Origin of the sequence: Mycobacterium sp. ELW1, from assembly GCF_008329905.1 — a bacterium.
In the GTDB taxonomy this organism is placed as follows: Bacteria; Actinomycetota; Actinomycetes; order Mycobacteriales; family Mycobacteriaceae; genus Mycobacterium.
This window is the reverse complement of record NZ_CP032155.1, coordinates 3,707,945-3,722,509: the sequence shown is the minus strand read 5'-3', so window position 1 is coordinate 3,722,509 and position 14,565 is coordinate 3,707,945. Positions and strand designations below refer to the sequence as shown.

The 14,565-nt window shown below is 64.7% G+C and carries 15 protein-coding genes, 4 tRNA genes and 1 pseudogene; 5 read left to right on the top strand and 15 right to left on the bottom strand.

Annotated features, from left to right (window positions below; genetic code table 11):
* Window positions 1-148: 148 nt before the first annotated feature.
* From D3H54_RS17625 to D3H54_RS17595, 7 genes are all read right to left on the bottom strand, one after another.
* Window positions 149-532: a tyrosine-type recombinase/integrase gene (locus D3H54_RS17625; RefSeq protein ID WP_210419569.1), complete on the bottom strand. Its 384-nt coding sequence runs from the start codon at window positions 530-532 to the stop codon at window positions 149-151.
* Window positions 533-622: 90 nt separating this feature from the next.
* Window positions 623-1,021 (bottom strand): hypothetical protein, encoded by a 399-nt coding sequence (locus D3H54_RS17620; protein WP_149380141.1) that lies wholly within the window; start codon window positions 1,019-1,021, stop codon window positions 623-625.
* 435 nt (window positions 1,022-1,456) lie between these two features.
* Complete coding sequence (locus D3H54_RS17615) at window positions 1,457-1,729, bottom strand: hypothetical protein (protein ID WP_149380140.1); 273 nt, start codon at window positions 1,727-1,729, stop codon at window positions 1,457-1,459.
* Window positions 1,726-2,340, bottom strand: a complete 615-nt coding sequence (locus D3H54_RS17610; protein ID WP_149380139.1) for a hypothetical protein — start codon at window positions 2,338-2,340, stop codon at window positions 1,726-1,728. The genes D3H54_RS17615 and D3H54_RS17610 overlap by 4 nt, the downstream gene beginning before the upstream one ends.
* Before the next feature lie 185 nt (window positions 2,341-2,525).
* A tRNA-Val gene (locus D3H54_RS17605) sits at window positions 2,526-2,600 on the bottom strand.
* Window positions 2,601-2,613: 13 nt separating this feature from the next.
* Window positions 2,614-2,687: transfer RNA gene (locus tag D3H54_RS17600), tRNA-Cys, on the bottom strand.
* Between the two features lie 30 nt (window positions 2,688-2,717).
* Window positions 2,718-2,790, bottom strand: a tRNA-Gly gene (locus D3H54_RS17595).
* 173 nt (window positions 2,791-2,963) lie between these two features.
* On the opposite strand from D3H54_RS17595, the gene D3H54_RS17590 reads away from it, so the two are divergent.
* A tRNA-Val gene (locus tag D3H54_RS17590) sits at window positions 2,964-3,035 on the top strand.
* Window positions 3,036-3,162: 127 nt separating this feature from the next.
* On the opposite strand, the gene D3H54_RS17585 is transcribed toward D3H54_RS17590, so the two are convergent.
* Together D3H54_RS17585 and D3H54_RS17580 are read right to left on the bottom strand one after the other, a co-directional pair.
* Window positions 3,163-3,561 (bottom strand): nitroreductase family deazaflavin-dependent oxidoreductase, encoded by a 399-nt coding sequence (locus tag D3H54_RS17585; RefSeq protein WP_149380138.1) that lies wholly within the window; start codon window positions 3,559-3,561, stop codon window positions 3,163-3,165.
* A gap of 71 nt (window positions 3,562-3,632) precedes the next feature.
* Complete coding sequence (locus D3H54_RS17580) at window positions 3,633-4,442, bottom strand: RsiV family protein (RefSeq protein ID WP_149380137.1); 810 nt, start codon at window positions 4,440-4,442, stop codon at window positions 3,633-3,635.
* Window positions 4,443-4,647: 205 nt separating this feature from the next.
* Between D3H54_RS17580 and D3H54_RS17575 the strand changes: the two are divergent.
* Window positions 4,648-7,193 (top strand): annotated as a pseudogene (locus D3H54_RS17575) (excinuclease ABC subunit UvrA).
* 12 nt (window positions 7,194-7,205) lie between these two features.
* On the opposite strand, the gene D3H54_RS17570 reads toward D3H54_RS17575, so the two are convergent.
* The 5 genes from D3H54_RS17570 to D3H54_RS17550 all read right to left on the bottom strand — a co-directional run bounded on the left by D3H54_RS17570 (window position 7,206) and on the right by D3H54_RS17550 (window position 11,687).
* The gene (locus D3H54_RS17570) at window positions 7,206-7,847 is read right to left on the bottom strand and encodes a TetR/AcrR family transcriptional regulator (protein WP_149380136.1); all 642 of its coding nucleotides are present in this window, start codon (window positions 7,845-7,847) and stop codon (window positions 7,206-7,208) included.
* Window positions 7,840-9,093, bottom strand: a complete 1,254-nt coding sequence (locus tag D3H54_RS17565) for a cytochrome P450 (RefSeq protein ID WP_149380135.1) — start codon at window positions 9,091-9,093, stop codon at window positions 7,840-7,842. Before D3H54_RS17565 ends, D3H54_RS17570 begins: the two co-directional genes overlap by 8 nt.
* Before the next feature lie 295 nt (window positions 9,094-9,388).
* A complete protein-coding gene (locus tag D3H54_RS17560; protein WP_432246335.1) occupies window positions 9,389-9,673 on the bottom strand; it encodes a hypothetical protein in 285 nt (94 codons plus the stop codon).
* Window positions 9,674-9,768: 95 nt separating this feature from the next.
* Window positions 9,769-10,152, bottom strand: coding sequence for a DUF6319 family protein (locus tag D3H54_RS17555; RefSeq protein WP_149383598.1), 384 nt, complete (start codon window positions 10,150-10,152; stop codon window positions 9,769-9,771).
* 179 nt (window positions 10,153-10,331) lie between these two features.
* A complete protein-coding gene (locus D3H54_RS17550) occupies window positions 10,332-11,687 on the bottom strand; it encodes a cytochrome P450 (RefSeq protein ID WP_149380134.1) in 1,356 nt (451 codons plus the stop codon).
* Between the two features lie 161 nt (window positions 11,688-11,848).
* Here D3H54_RS17550 and D3H54_RS17545 point away from each other — a divergent pair, with 161 nt between their 5' ends.
* From D3H54_RS17545 to D3H54_RS17535, 3 genes are all read left to right on the top strand, one after another.
* Complete coding sequence (locus D3H54_RS17545) at window positions 11,849-13,102, top strand: PP2C family protein-serine/threonine phosphatase (protein WP_286198911.1); 1,254 nt, start codon at window positions 11,849-11,851, stop codon at window positions 13,100-13,102.
* A gap of 157 nt (window positions 13,103-13,259) precedes the next feature.
* Window positions 13,260-13,649 (top strand): STAS domain-containing protein, encoded by a 390-nt coding sequence (locus tag D3H54_RS17540; RefSeq protein ID WP_149380132.1) that lies wholly within the window; start codon window positions 13,260-13,262, stop codon window positions 13,647-13,649.
* A 30-nt stretch (window positions 13,650-13,679) separates the two neighbouring features.
* Complete coding sequence (locus tag D3H54_RS17535) at window positions 13,680-14,150, top strand: ATP-binding protein (protein ID WP_149380131.1); 471 nt, start codon at window positions 13,680-13,682, stop codon at window positions 14,148-14,150.
* 3 nt (window positions 14,151-14,153) lie between these two features.
* Here D3H54_RS17535 and D3H54_RS17530 read toward each other — a convergent pair whose 3' ends face one another.
* Window positions 14,154-14,564, bottom strand: a complete 411-nt coding sequence (locus tag D3H54_RS17530) for a Zn-ribbon domain-containing OB-fold protein (RefSeq protein WP_149380130.1) — start codon at window positions 14,562-14,564, stop codon at window positions 14,154-14,156.
* Window position 14,565 lies beyond the last annotated feature (1 nt).

Sequence of the window (14,565 nt, the reverse complement as noted above, 5' to 3'; positions counted from 1 at the left end):
GGCCTTGCACGGTCTCGTGCGTGACCACCTGGTCGGTGCTTAAAGGGCGGCCAGCTGGGGAATGACGGGCCAGAGGGAGTCGAGATCCTCGTGCCATTCGCTGGTGAGCTTGCGGCCGCTGTTGACCACCGCGACGGCGTAGGCGGCCTCAATGATCATCGGCGGCGACCTCACACACCCGGCTCACTTTGCCGTCCGCTACGGCGGTGTAGAGCTGCGTAATAGCCACGCTGGCGTGACCGAGTGCGTCACGTACGGCCAGCAGGTCACCGGTGCCGGCCAAACCGCGGCTGGCGAACCGGTGGCGCAGCTTGTGCATGGACCAGCCAGGCGGCAACAGGTCCGAGATGCACTTGCCGACCCGCTCGGGGGTGAGATGGCCACCGACCCCATTCGGGAACAGGTAGCCCTGTGGGCAGAACAACGTGATCTCGACGGCCAGGCGGTCAGTGATCGGCACGACGCGCTGCTTATCGCCCTTGCCGTGCACCAACAGTGCCCACCGGTGGTCAACCGTCGTGGAGTAGGTCATCGCGTCGTCACCGAGCCACCTCAGCGCGGCGCATCCCGCCCTCGCACGCGAGTTTGGCCATCATCAGCTCGCGCGGGTTGGCCGCCGTCTTCAGCTCGCGCCAGATGTGTTCGGGCACCGGCCGGGGGTGTGGCTTGCTGCCGGGACTTTGGGGAATCCGGCGGCGGGATTGGCGACGGCCAGCCGATGATGCACGGCCCAGTCGTAGAAGTCGATGAGCGATCGGCGGACGCTGCGGCGGTGCTCGTTTGACCACGGTTGGGTGTGGCAGATGCGGTCCATCATGGCCAAGTTCGGCTCGGCCGGGTGGCTGGTGTGACTGTGGCGGGCGATGAACCGGAGGTGACCGCGGCGCAGTCGGCGTGTGGTGGGGGGTGTACCGCCGACCGCAAGCCAGGTGAGCCAGTTCGTGATGGCGTCCTCCCAGGCGATAGGGGGCGTGTATTGCCATCGCGGAAACGCGTTGCATTGCAGCCACTGTCGCGTCACCGCGGGTGACGTAATGCGTTGCGCAGCAGTTGAATTCGACCACCAATGGCGAGAGGCCGCCTCGGGTGAGTCCCCACCGGGCGGCATCGCCATTGCCTCCGCGGGAGCCGGAAGAGGCCAAGCTAAATCGTCGTACACCCTGAGCATTGGGAAGTTCATCACCGGGCGCGGACGACGTGCGGGGATAGTGCATATTACAGGCTGTCTAGATCACGGCGGCGATCAGACGGGGGCGTCATAGGTGCCGAAGCTACCGCGAGTAGAGAAGCGCCGCGAGTACGCGCGGCGTACCCCCGATAATCTCTCACCGCTACGCACGGCACCCCCTCGGCACCCACTGGTGGCAGCTTGAGGTGTCGTGTCACCTAGATCGCGAATCGTAAACTCTGCCAGGGAATCTCAACATCGCACGTCGGTTAATGGAGGTGCTTTAGGTCATTGACGACGCCAACGGTGGTCTAACTCGCGCTGGCTCAGGGAGCCGTCCTGCTTAACCTGCGGGCCGTAGATGCGGGTCTCCACCACACCTTTCGCGTCGAACTCCACGTCTATGTGGGTTGGCCTAAATGAGGTCTGCTGCGCGACCCCGTTGACGCCGCAGGCCATGTCGGGCAACTGTCCGTCCGACAGCTCGATGCGATGTACCGAGATGCCCGCTGACGACCGAATCCTCTTCTCGCCCCGTTGAATATCTTCGTGCCGTCTCATGACGCTGTTTTGCCCAGCTTTGGGAAAGGGCCGTACGTCTTCCACCAATCGTCAAGTTCAGCCTCAGTCGGTCGGGCCAGGTCCGCCCCGCCGATGTCTGTGTCACAGATGGGCTGCCACTTGTCATCAACGACAGTGTTGGGGATGAAGACTCCCAGGCGGGGGGAGTGGCGTAAGCCCTTAAGCAGGCCGGAGCCTCTAGCGGATAACGCCAAGAGCTTTTGGGATAGGTGGAGGAGCGTAACCGCGTCGGCAGGTGTGGGCTCCTGGGTGCGCATGTGTACGAGGTGCGGCTCCCACACGGAGCCGTCGAATATCTTGACGCCCACTGAGTGGAGCACTTCGTCGCGCTGCTTCAGTGCGTCCCGCACCTCGTCAGCCCACTTCACGATGTCTGGTCCGGTTGCCGTCGCATGGGCTGGAAGGTTCGGCTGCGCGCCACATCGCCGTATGTGCTTGACCAGGTCACTGGTGCGGCTTTTGCCGGGGTATTCGTACAGATCGGCGGCGATGACCCGAACAATGTTTTCGAGTCGTCCAGCGCCGAGCGTGATGGCACCGATCGCGTAGACAGCATCGGCGGGAACTCCCGCTACATCCTGATGATTCACGCAAAGGAGGCTACGCAGACCAGCGCCGGCCGAGACGCAAAATAACGATGTCGTTAGTTCGTGCAGTGGTCATATCCGCCATCGGCAGGCGACTTCTATATCGCGGTATGCGACGCCATGTTGCATGAAAGTTGTATGAGATTCGCGTAGGTCGGCTAAAAGCGACTGTTGACCTGCATAAACTCTGGTGCGCGATACTGGGATTGAACCAGTGACCTCTTCCGTGTCAGGGAAGCGCTCTCCCGCTGAGCTAATCGCGCGGGTCGAAACTCTTGGAGGTGGAGACGGGAATCGAACCCGTGTGCACGGCTTTGCAGGCCGTTGCCTCACCACTCGGCCACTCCACCGTTGGGTCTGATGCCGCACTTGCACCTTCGAGCGGATGACGGGATTCGAACCCGCGACCCTCACCTTGGCAAGGTGATGCGCTACCAACTGCGCTACATCCGCGCGCTTCGGACGAGATCGTCGCCCGCTGCGAAGGACGACAATAGTCGACTTAGGCGAAGCGGCACAAATCCCCTCGCCGCAGCGCCGCGACGAGCGCATTCCGGCCGGACGGGTGTGCCGTGATAATGTTCCTCCTCGGCGAATCGGGCACCATTCTCATGGTGCGCGCACCGGGTCTCGTAGCTCAGTGGGAGAGCGTCCGCCTCACACGCGGAAGGTCGCTGGTTCGATACCAGCCGGGACCACTTCACAACATTTCATCAGTCCACGGTGGTTGGGCGCCTCAGTCGACAACAGGCTCGGCGAGCTCTTGAACGGCCGTCACGTCGGCGTAGATCCGGCCAGGCACCCGTAGAACACCAACGGCGCCCTTCACGGTGGCGTGCTTGCACTCCTCGTCAACACCAATGCCGCCTCGTTGTAGGGGAACAGGCGATAGAACGGCCGGAAACCCGGTGTGACGAGGTTCGCCGCCTCAGCCTTGCGGCAGATCTGCGGGTCGGCCAACGGCACAGCTCTGTTCCGCTTGCGCAGCACTGTCGGGCCGCCGGCCATGACATTCTTCAACCAGTCCGATTCAAGCCCGTAGCCGATGAGAACGACGACGCCGTCTCGGGTCGGGAAAACCAACAGCGGTGTTCGGTATCGCGTACCGGACTTGCGTCCGACATGCTCGAGGGTTCCCAGCCCCGGGAGCCATGGGGTGATCGACTGAGCCACTCGATTGGTGACGTGGCGATTGAAGTGTGCGACAGCGCGCGGTACTCGCATGAAAGTCCTTCCCTCACAGGATGGCTCGCCATCGACACATCGTCGCGTCTAACCGGCGACAGCGCAGCGAGTTACGCGATCATCGGGTCGATCGCAGACCGGGGCACCAGAACATGCAGGGCGCCGGCCGAAGCGGGCAACACCGATCCCTGATCGAAGAAGAAGATCACGCCGTCGTTGACCACTGCGAAATTCTGATAGTTGGCCGAGTTGTAGAGCGCTCCTGGCACGAACGCCAATGGCGGCGGAGGTGGCGGGGTGGTGGACGACGTGCTGGTCGGTGTGGTCGTCACCGGCTGCCCGGGTTGCGTGGTCGGCGCTGCCGGTGGCGGCGGCGGCGGCGCGAGCTGCTGCTGCAGTTCGGACGCGACGATGGGCGCGACGGTCTTCAGCGGATCGTCCACCCGCCACAACGGCGTGTTCAGCTTGTCGTCGGGGGCGGCGGTGTAGGTGATCGCCTTGCGGTAGCTCTGGTCCCAGTTGAACGCCTTGTACGTCGTCTGGGAGGCCCCACCGCCGACGTTCTGGGTCACCGTGAACACCACGGCCTGCGTGCCGCGCGGGGGAACCGCTGAGTTGTACTCCGTCGGCTTGATGCTCAACGTGGCGGGCGTGCCGCTGGGCGCGCCGGACTTGGCCGTGTTGAGGAACGCGTCGCGCGTCTGGGAGATGTAATCGGCGACTGACTTCTGGTCCGGGTAATCCAGCGGGATGCTGATGTCGACGCTGTACGCGGGGTCGGAGAGCTGGATCTCGCAGGTACTGCCGGTGTTGCCGCCTTTGAGGTCGGCGCAGTAGTCCTTCGGGGCGGCGGTTGCCAGTCCGGATGAAAAGGACACAGCGGCAACTGTGAGAACCACTGCCGCGCTGAAAGAACGCATGGGAAAAACCTCCAGGCACACGCGGCGCACGCCGCGACCAACGATCATCGTCACCACGCCAGCAAAGCGCCCCCGACGGCATCGGCGCTGTATAGCCTAGTTGAGGTGCAGATCGGGTCACGCCGCGGCCTCGAGCCGGTCCGCTACCGGAAGTGCCCTAGAAGGCGCGTTCACCGCCACAAACACGGGTACTCGGCTGAGCACCATGACTGAATCGTCCTTCCCCAGCGCGGACACTATCGACCCGTGCGTGCGGGTTTACGGGACTCGGGTCCACAACCTGCGAGGTGTCGACGTCGCAGCACCGCGCGACGCTCTGGTCGCGTTCACGGGCATCTCCGGGTCCGGCAAGTCGTCCCTGGCCTTCGGCACCATCTATGCCGAAGCCCAGCGCCGCTACTTCGAATCGGTCGCGCCCTACGCGCGCCGGCTGCTATTGCCCACCGGCGCACCCAAAGTCGATGACATCACCGGGCTACCCCCTGCAGTCGCATTGCAGCAGCGCCGGGGCTCGGCGACGTCGCGGTCGACGGTCGGCACCGTCACCACCCTGTCGAACCTGCTCCGAATGTTGTTCTCCCGAGCCGGAACCTACCCGCCCGGGGCGACTGAACGATTGGACTCCGATGCGTTCTCCCCGAACACAGCCGTCGGAGCGTGTCCTGAGTGCCACGGGTTGGGACGAATACACCGGGTCACCGAAGAGACGCTGGTACCCGATCCGTCACTGACCATCCGCGAAGGCGCCGTCGCCGCATGGCCAGGCGCATGGCAGGGGCAGAACCTACGCGACATCCTCGTCACGCTGGGATATGACATCGACAAGCCATGGAAGAAACTTTCGAAGCGCCAACGCAATTGGATCCTGTTCACCGACGAACAGCCAACGGTGGAGATCGATCCGAGCCAACATCCCGTGCAGGCCGACTACTACTACAACGGCACCTTTTCCAGCGCCGAACGTCACGTCCGCCATACGTTGGCCAACTCGCAGAGCGCGATGATGCGCCGCCGCGTATTGCAGTTCGTCGACAGCGTCGAGTGCCCGTTGTGCGGCGGTTCCGGGCTGCGGCCGGAGGCGTTGCAGGTGACGTTCGCCGGACGCACCATTGCCGACTACATGGCGATGCCGTTGACCGATCTCGCGGAAACGTTGCACCCGACGGCTTCTCGGACCGATGCCGCCGCAGCATACGAGTCGACGAACTCCGGTGAATTGACCGAAGTGGCGACGATGATTGCCGCCGACCTCGTCGCACGCTTGCAGGTACTCGTCGATCTCGGCCTCGGTTATCTCACCCTTGCTCGCCGCACTCCGACGGTGTCACCGGGCGAACTGCAGCGACTGCGGCTGGCCACTCAATTGCGTGCCGGCTTGTTCGGCGTGCTCTATGTGCTTGACGAACCATCGGCCGGACTGCATCCCGCCGACGTCGAACCGCTCCTCGACGTCCTCGACCGGCTACGGCGCGCAGGAAATTCACTCTTCGTCGTCGAACACGACATGGACGTCGTGAGCCGCGCCGACTGGATCGTCGACGTGGGGCCCGGGGCTGGGGAGTGTGGCGGCGACGTGCTGTACAGCGGGCCGGTGCCGGGCCTCGCTCAGGTCGAGAAGTCGGTCACTCGTCGGTACCTCTTCGAGGGGGCCGCGCGGCAGTCTCGTCCGCTGCGCACGCCATCCGAGTGGCTGCGGCTGCGCGGGATCCGATTCCACAATCTGAAAGACCTCGACGTCGACGTGCCACTCGGTGTGTACACCGCCGTCACCGGAGTGTCCGGATCGGGGAAGTCGACGCTCGTCGTCAAAGTCCTCGGCGATGTCGTGAGCAGCCACCTCGGCACGGCACACGCCGCCGAGCCCGCAGAACCCATCGACGACGAAACTGAGGGTGGCATAGTCGATCTCGATCATGATGCGAGCATCGGTGTCACAGCATCGGGTGTCGAAGAGATCAGCAGGCTGGTATCGGTCGACCAGCGACCGATCGGACGCACGCCGCGCTCGACGTTGGCGACCTACACCGGCTTGTTCGATGCGGTTCGCCGTGAGTTCGCCACGACTCCGAAGGCCCGTCGCCGCGGCTGGACGGCTGGCAGGTTTTCGTTCAACGTGGCTGAAGGTCGCTGCTCCACCTGTCAGGGGAGGGATTCGTATCAGTTGAATTATTGTTCCTGCCAGGCACGTACGCCACCTGCCCGGCATGCAAGGGCGCGCGCTACTCCGATGAGACACTCGAAGTGCGCTATCGCGACCGGACGATCGCCGACGTGCTCGCAATGACCGTCGACGAGGCATCGGAATTCTTGGTCGACGTAGCGAGCGCCGCGCGGAGCCTGACCACGCTGCGAGAGGTCGGCCTGGGGTATCTCCGACTGGGACAGCCCGCGACCGAGTTGTCCGGCGGCGAGGCACAGCGGATCAAACTCGCCTCCGAACTGCAGAGACCCCGCCGCGGACACACCCTCTACGTCCTTGACGAACCGACGACCGGACTCCATCCGGCCGATGTGGATCTGCTCGACCGCCAGCTTCACCGCCTGGTCGACGCGGGTAACACGGTGGTGGTGGCCGAACACGACATGCGGATGGTCTCGGGTGCGGACTGGGTGATCGACCTGGGACCCGGTGCCGGCAACTCCGGCGGTCGGGTCGTCGCGGCGGGGCCGCCCGAGGACGTGGCGCGTGCGACGGACAGCCGCACGGCACCGTTTCTGGCGAAGCGACTGGCGTCATCGGCTATGCGGTGACAAAGGTCCGCACTACGGCGTGAGACGGCTGGTTTCCGTCGGTACCAGTGCCGTCATCCGCGGATAGAGAATCGCCGGACCGAGCCATCGAGTAATGAAGCGCCGCAGTTCGATTCCTTTGAGTGGCCGTTGGCCAGGATCGGTCAGGATGGATTGCACGGTGCGAAGCGTCATTTCGGCGAGTTCGCCCAGTGCGGCGGTGTCGTAACCGTGCAGGCCCCAATCCACATCGAGGCGGCGAAAAACGGACAGGCAGAACGTCGTCGCGGTCTGCGACGTCAGCGAGGTCACGGCCTCGCCGTCCTGCCGCTGGGTCAGCAGATTCTCCAGCTGCGGATCGCCGGCGAGCTTCTCGATACCGAACGACAAGCTTTCGACGATCGCGGTTACCGGATCTTTGAGCCCGCTGGCGTGCTGTATCACCTGGTCGATGAACCCGTCGACCGCACGCATCGCGCTGGCCATGAGCAGCGCATCACCGTTGGGAAAGTAGCGGTATACCGTCTGGCGCGTGACTCCGAGCGTGCGGGCGATGTCGGCAATGCGTATCGCTGAGCCGTTCTCGGCGACCACCTGGTCCACGACGTCGAGTATTCGGGCGATCGCCTCCTCGTCCGAGGCGGGTGTCACGCCCGCCCAACCTCGGCTACGCATGCGTTGTCGCCAGCATGTCGACGTCGAACTCGATGGGAAGTGTTGTCGGGCCGGTCATTCCCAGCACGGACTTCCACGGGGCCGGACCGGCGCGGTGGGGTGCGGGTAGACGGCGGGTGAGGACGACGAGTGCTTCCGCCAACTCCCGGCGCGCGAGATTGGCCCCCAGACAGTAGTGCGCGCCGCCGCCGAAGGTCAGAATCGCCGGTACGTCCTTGCGTGAGATGTCGAAGCGGTCGGCGTCGTCGTAGATCGCCGGATCCCGGTTGGCCACAAACGTATTCGCAAACACAAAGGTGCCCGCAGGGAACAGATAGCCGCCGAATTCGGCATCCTCGACGGCTGCCCGCGGCACGATGCAGGCCGCGGGGGAGTGGCGCATGCTCTCCTCGACCGCCTGCATCGCAAGCTCGGGTTGTTCGCCCAGTCTCGCCCACTGGTCCGGGTGCTCGCAGAGCACCTGCACCGACGCCGCCAACTGGTTTCGCGTCGTGTCCGTTCCCGCCATCAGGAAGCCGGCCACGAGCCCGCGGAGTTCGTCGAGATTCAGACGGTCGCCGTCGCTTTCCGCGCGGATGAGCTCGGAGAGCAAGTCGTCGGTCAGATTGTTCCGGCGGGCAGCGACCATGTCATCGACGTAGGCGTCGAGTTCGCCCCACGCGCGCATGATCTCGGACTCGTCGAAGTTGGCATCCGGCTGGAAGTTGAAGGCCTTGAAGATCTGTTCGGTCCAATCCGAGAACAGCTGCCAATCCTCCGGAGGCGCACCTATCAGCGCGCACATGATCGGAGTGGGGTAGGGCCGCGCGATGTCGGTCACGACGTCGCAGCGGCCGGCGTCCATCACCCGATCGATCAGCCCGTTGACCACCTCGTGGATCGTGTCGGTAAGACGTGACGTGGCGCGGGGTGTGAACGCCTTGGACACCAGTTTGCGCAACCTCACGTGTGGTGCGCCGTCCAGCCCCAGCAGGCTGGTCGCGAGCTTGTCGAACAACGGACCTGACGTGATGCCCTGCGCTGCAAGCGTAATGCCGGGGGGTAGACGGAATCGGTTGTCGCGCAGTATTTCCCGGGTCAATTCGTAGGACAGGATCTCCGGTCCGAGCGGCCCGATGGCAATAGGCGCACGGGATTGGGCCGCCCGAAGATCGTCGAAGATGTCGCTGGGTGTGGCGTCGAGCCCGTAACTGAAGGTGGGCAGGTCAGCATCAAAGACGCTCGGGGCGGTGTTGTTTACGGACATCGAGGTTCCAACTTCCCATCACGCCGGACATACGGACAGATATTGGTGAAGCGTATGACCACTGGCCTTAATCGTCAATGGGAGACTGCATAGATCCAGATCAAGCGGTGCGCCGTGTGCGCATCGTCATACATCTTTGCTCGAAGTGTCCGTACAGGAGGCTCCGCCCCGCATGTTCTTCACTTGCGCTGCGGCACAATTCTTCTGACGCCCCGAGTTACGCACGCACAAGAATGGGGTCCGCCAAGCTGGCGAACCCCATCCGCGGCGTCGGCCCGTAGGCCGGCAAAGTCGCTTAGCCGTGCGGCGCCTCGGAAATCTTGGTGTCTTCCTTGCCAAGCGTCTGGCAGTACAGCGTCACCGAAGTCTTGGTGGCGGTGATCTCCAGGTTCGCCGGATCCTGCCCGCTCTTGTCCTTGAGCATCTTGCTGACTTCGTCGTTCTGCTTCTTCTCGTCTTGAGTGAGGAAGTCCTTGCACTTGGTGTCGCCGCCGGTGTTCACGACCTCCGAGGCCGAGCAGCTGCTCAGGACGGCTGCCGCCGCCGATGCCGCCAGGATGGGGTACACGATTCGCTTCACTGGGAACCTCTCTCGGTTGGGAACAGCACGCAGATAGTTCACAGATTTGACCGATTTGAAACTCAGGGTGCGGCGTCACCTGCCGGTAGGCGGCGTCAGTCCAGCTCGGCGAGCGCCTGGCGAGCCGCTTCCAGCTCAGCCTCGAGTGCGGCGACTCGGGCTGCCTGCTCTGAGCGCGCCTCCTCGATGACCTCGTCGATCGGGGTCGCCAAGTCCTGGTGCAGCTCCTTGGCGGCCCGTGACACCGCTGCCGCCGCGATAGCGAGGTTGCGGGCCACGTACGTGGTGCCCCGCTTGAGCTCGGCGCGCCATTCCCCGTCGGCGGTACCGGTGACGGTGAGGGTGAGCTCGAGCGTCTTGGTCTTCTTACCGGCTTTCTTGGCCGGCGCTTTCGCAGGCTCGGTGGATTCGGCAGGAGTGGGCGACACCGGGTTTTCGGGGACTGTCGTTTCGATCGAGCGAAGCAACGCGTCCGGCATGTCAGCGTGGGCAGACGGCGCTTCGGTTGCCTGGGTGTCTAGGGTCGTGGTCACGTCGAGGTCCTCCTGGACAGCTTTCGCGGCGGCTTGCAAGTGCGTTCAGTAGAACATACGTTCGACGGATGGCAAAGCGGTCCGCGGGGCGTGTCGTCCGAGACAGGGGTCGACCGGCCACCGAATTACGTTGTTGCTGCGGTGTTTTCGTGACCCACGATCGGGTGGGGTGTCCGCCGTCCTGTCACCGTGATCCGGCCACCATGCTCGGGGGTGAGGATGACATGTTTGACGCGCTGCCGTTCGCCACGTTCCGTCGTCGTCGCCAGGTTCACCCGCTGCAGCACTTCACGCAGGACCACCCGCATTTCGGCCATCGCGAACGTTGCGCCCAGGCACCGGCGGGCCCCGCCACCGAACGGCAGCCAGGTCGTCGGGCTCAACGTCGCGCCGATCATCCGATCCGGGTCGAAGCGGTCCGCGTCCGGGTAGATCCGGTCGTCGGAATGCACCAGTCCCACCCCGGGGGCCACCATCACACCGGTCGGCAACAGATACCCGGCGATGTCGACGGGCTGCTTGAGGATCCGGCCCACGTCGAACACCACCGGTCGACTACGCAGCGTCTCCTTGGCCACCGCATCCAGGTACTCATCGTCTCCCGACTCGGCGGCCCGCACCGCTTTGGCCAGCGCGGCGGGATGGCGGGTCAGGCGTTCCAGCGCCCAGGACAGCCCGGTCGCCGTGGTGTCGTGCCCGGCGACGAGCAATGTCATCAATTGATCGCGCAGCTCCGCGTCGGTCATCGTCCGGCCGGCCTGATCGGCCGCGCGCACCAGCATGGCCAGCGCGTCGGTGCGGGATGCCAGGTCGGGATCGGCGCGGCATTCCGCGATCTCGGCATACAGCAGCCGGTCGGCCTCCTCGATGCGGCGGCGCACCCCGCGCCACGGCAGCCGCTGCTGCAGGCTGGGCGTCCCGATCGCCAGCAGCTGGAACGCCGACAGGTTCAGCAGCCGCGGCAGCACCGCGCGCAGTGCGGCGAGCCGGGCCGGATCGCTGGCGCCGATCACCAGCCGCATGATCACTTCGAGGGTGATCTCCGACATCTTCGGTGCCACCGCGAACGCCGTAGCCACCGGCCAACCGGCGATGTTGGCGGCCGCGATCTCGGCCATGATCTCAGTCTGGCGCGCCACCGCATCGCGGTGGAACGGCTCGAGCATCAGCCGCCGGCGATCGCGGTGCACCTCGTCGTCGACCACCAACACCGATGCCGGGCCCAGCAGGCCGGACAGCATCGAGTTCGCCTCGCCCGCATGGTAAATCGCGGGATCGCCGGCGAACACCTGCTTGATGTCGGCCGGATCGTCGAGATACACGAGCGTGCCCATTCCGGCGATCCGCAGTGTGAAGGTGTGGCCGTAACGGCGCCGGCACGCCGAGACGAATCGCGGCCAGTAGCGCAGCATCAGCATGGCTTGGGCCACGGGTGGCAGCGCAGGGCCGGGTGGCAGCGTCGACGGCGTCTTATTAGACATGAGTCCAGTATAGGAAGACCGATGCAGCGGTTTCCCGGGATCGGACGAAAAACCTGTGGACGGCGCGAGATGGTCGACGCGCGTAGGGTTGGATCGGCAACTAACCGGACGGCCGAAAGCCCATGGTGACCACTGATTTCACTTCACGCAGCAGTGCAGACGTGGAAAGCGAACGACTGCGGGCCTTGCGCCGCTACGCAATTCTCGACACTGCACCCGACGCGGCGTTCGACCGCATCGCCCGGGTGGCCGCCCGCTCGTTGGACAAGCCCATGGCGTCGATCACCTTCGTCGACGAGCACCGGATCTGGTTCAAGGCGACGTACGGTGTCGAGGGCCTCACCGAGATCCCGCGCGATGCCGGGCTGTCCAGCCTGGCGATCGGCGACAACCGGACCTACGTGGTTCGCGATACCTCCGCAGACCCATACGTGTCCCGAAACCCCAGCGTCGCAGGTGAATTCGGAATCCGGTTCTATGCAGCCGCGCCCGTCACCACCGACGACGGTCATCAGCTGGGGACCGTCAGTGTTCTCGACTCCGAGCCGGGTGACGTCACCGACGACCAGCTGGCCACCCTGGAAGACCTCGCCGCGATCGTGATGAAGGCACTCGAGCTGCGACTGTCGGCGCTGACGACCGTGCGTGCCGAACGCGAACTGCGCGACACCGCCCAGCAGTACGCCTCGGTGCTGCAACGCGCCCTGCTGCCGTCTGCGCTGCCTTCGATCCCCGGCCTGTCGATGGCCGCGCACTATCACCCGGCCGCCTCCGGTCGGGTGGGCGGCGACTTCTACGACGTGTTCGGCGTGGCTCGTGACGAGTGGGCCTTCTTTCTCGGTGATGTCGAGGGGCACGGCGCCCCCGCGGCGGCGGTCACCGCATTGGTCCGCCACACCCTGCGTGCGGCGGCTCTGCACTACGACGACCCGACCGACGGCTTGGACGAGCTCAACGCGGCGCTGATCGCCGATGCGGGAGAACGCCGGTTCTGCACCGTCTTGTCCGGCAAGCTTCGGCCCGAAGCCGACGGCTTCCGCATCACCCTGGCGACCGGAGGGCACCTGCCCGCCCTGCTGCTGGATCGCGACAGTGGATCGATCCGTCCGGTTCGCTCATCTGGCGGCATGTTGATCGGTGCCGTTGCAGACGCCACGTTCGAAGCGTGCGAGACGTTGCTGAGCCCGGGTCAGACCCTGCTGCTCTATACGGACGGGATCGTGGAGGCCCGGCCCGACGGGCACACCACCTTCGGTGAATCGGCCTTCCGGCTTTTCCTGGCTGAGCGGGTCGGAATGCCAGCCGCCCAGCTCGTGGCCGAGTTGGCCGAACTGGTCGCTGTACTGCGTCCCGACGACGACGTGGCGTTCCTGGCGTTGACTGTCATTGACGCATCCGCAGGCGAGGTGCGTTAGCCTTGGGCGGTCGGTCCCGTAGAATTTGGGGCGATGACAACGCGTCGCGAGCAGATCGGCGCACACAGCTAGTAAGTTCTTGCCAGGTTCAGACGGAAGCCTCGCAAGCCTTTTGTGATTGCGAACGCGCCGTCTGGCGCGCGTAGTGAGGTGAATCTTGGACGAGCAAGCCACTGCAACCACCGGGACGACGACCGCGGCCAATACCGGCTGCGTCATCGCCGAAGAGTGGTTCGGGCGAACGGTCGTCATATCTGCAACCGGCGTGGTCGACATGCTGACATCGCCTCAGCTCGAGGCCAGCATCACCACCTCTCTGACAAAGAACCCGGCTGCCATCATCGTCGACCTGTCAGGTGTCGACTTCCTGGCGTCGGCGGGGATGGGTGTTCTCGTCGCCGCCCGTGACAAGGCATCGGCGGAAATCGGCTTCGGTGTCGTGGCCAGTGGGCCCGCCACAAGCCGGCCGCTGAAACTGGTCGGCCTCGCCGACATCATCGGCCTCTACGCAACATTGGATGAGGCGCGCGCCGCACTTGGTGAGTAATTCTCGGAAGTTGGGTATAAGAGATTTGCCATGACGACACCGAGTTACCCAAGTCACACACCCGAAGGTGACCGCTTCGCGCGCAACGATGTCGTCGCTGATGCGCACAACGCAGCAAAGGTTCGCGACGAATTCGCCACCTGGCTGCGGGCCTGCGGAGATATTGACCGAGTTCGTTTCAGCGACGTCGTGCTAGCGGTCAACGAAGCGCTGGCCAATACGGCCGAGTTTGCCTATCTCTTCAAGGGCGGGGTGGGCACCATCGACGTGGAGGCCGTGCGCGACGGCGACACCCTGACCATCACGATCGCTGACCAAGGCCAATGGCGTGAGTCCACCCCCGCCACGCAGAGCCGTACGCGGGGTCGCGGCATCCCGTTGATGCGCGCGCTCGCCGACGACCTCACCATTGACTCGTCGGCGCTGGGCACCACGGTCTGCCTGCGATTCGAGCAGGTCCATGCCGTCCAGCAGTCCGACGACGACGCCCGAGTCGGGTAGTCCTCAGGCCGGTTCGTAGCGCAGCATCGTGACGCCGGCGTCGGGATAGTCGTAGAACACCGGGTTCAGTCGCATCCCGATTTCCAGCTCCGTCGGATCGGCATTCACGATCTCGGTGGAGAACCGCGGCCCCTCGTCCCACTGCGCGACCGCCAATAGCTGAGGCACGTCACCGGCAAAGTGTGGTGCCACCGGTCGATATGCCACCGTGAACGTATAGAGCGAAGCGGCGCCGGAAATCTCCCGCCACTCCAGATCATCGGCCAACGTTCCCGGTGCCAGCACACGCGGATAGAACACGTACCGCTGAGCCGACGGCGAATACTGGATGCGGATTCGGTGCTCGGCCAGGGCATCCCAGAACGGCTGAGTGGTCGGCGTCGGGATCGGCATCGGCTTGTCGAAGTCGCCCATG

Excerpts from the sequence above, each read along its gene's own strand:
- D3H54_RS17550 (WP_149380134.1), bottom strand. The coding sequence starts at position 11,687 with ATGTCTAATAAGACGCCGTCGACGCTGCCACCCGGCCCTGCGCTGCCA.
- D3H54_RS17585 (WP_149380138.1), bottom strand. The coding sequence starts at position 3,561 with ATGCGAGTACCGCGCGCTGTCGCACACTTCAATCGCCACGTCACCAAT.
- D3H54_RS17555 (WP_149383598.1), bottom strand. The coding sequence starts at position 10,152 with ATGCCGGACGCGTTGCTTCGCTCGATCGAAACGACAGTCCCCGAAAAC.
- D3H54_RS17570 (WP_149380136.1), bottom strand. The coding sequence starts at position 7,847 with ATGCGTAGCCGAGGTTGGGCGGGCGTGACACCCGCCTCGGACGAGGAG.
- D3H54_RS17530 (WP_149380130.1), bottom strand. The coding sequence starts at position 14,564 with ATGGGCGACTTCGACAAGCCGATGCCGATCCCGACGCCGACCACTCAG.
- D3H54_RS17565 (WP_149380135.1), bottom strand. The coding sequence starts at position 9,093 with ATGTCCGTAAACAACACCGCCCCGAGCGTCTTTGATGCTGACCTGCCC.
- D3H54_RS17615 (WP_149380140.1), bottom strand. The coding sequence starts at position 1,729 with ATGAGACGGCACGAAGATATTCAACGGGGCGAGAAGAGGATTCGGTCG.
- D3H54_RS17580 (WP_149380137.1), bottom strand. The coding sequence starts at position 4,442 with ATGCGTTCTTTCAGCGCGGCAGTGGTTCTCACAGTTGCCGCTGTGTCC.
- D3H54_RS17535 (WP_149380131.1), top strand. The coding sequence starts at position 13,680 with ATGACGACACCGAGTTACCCAAGTCACACACCCGAAGGTGACCGCTTC.
- D3H54_RS17625 (WP_210419569.1), bottom strand. The coding sequence starts at position 532 with ATGACCTACTCCACGACGGTTGACCACCGGTGGGCACTGTTGGTGCAC.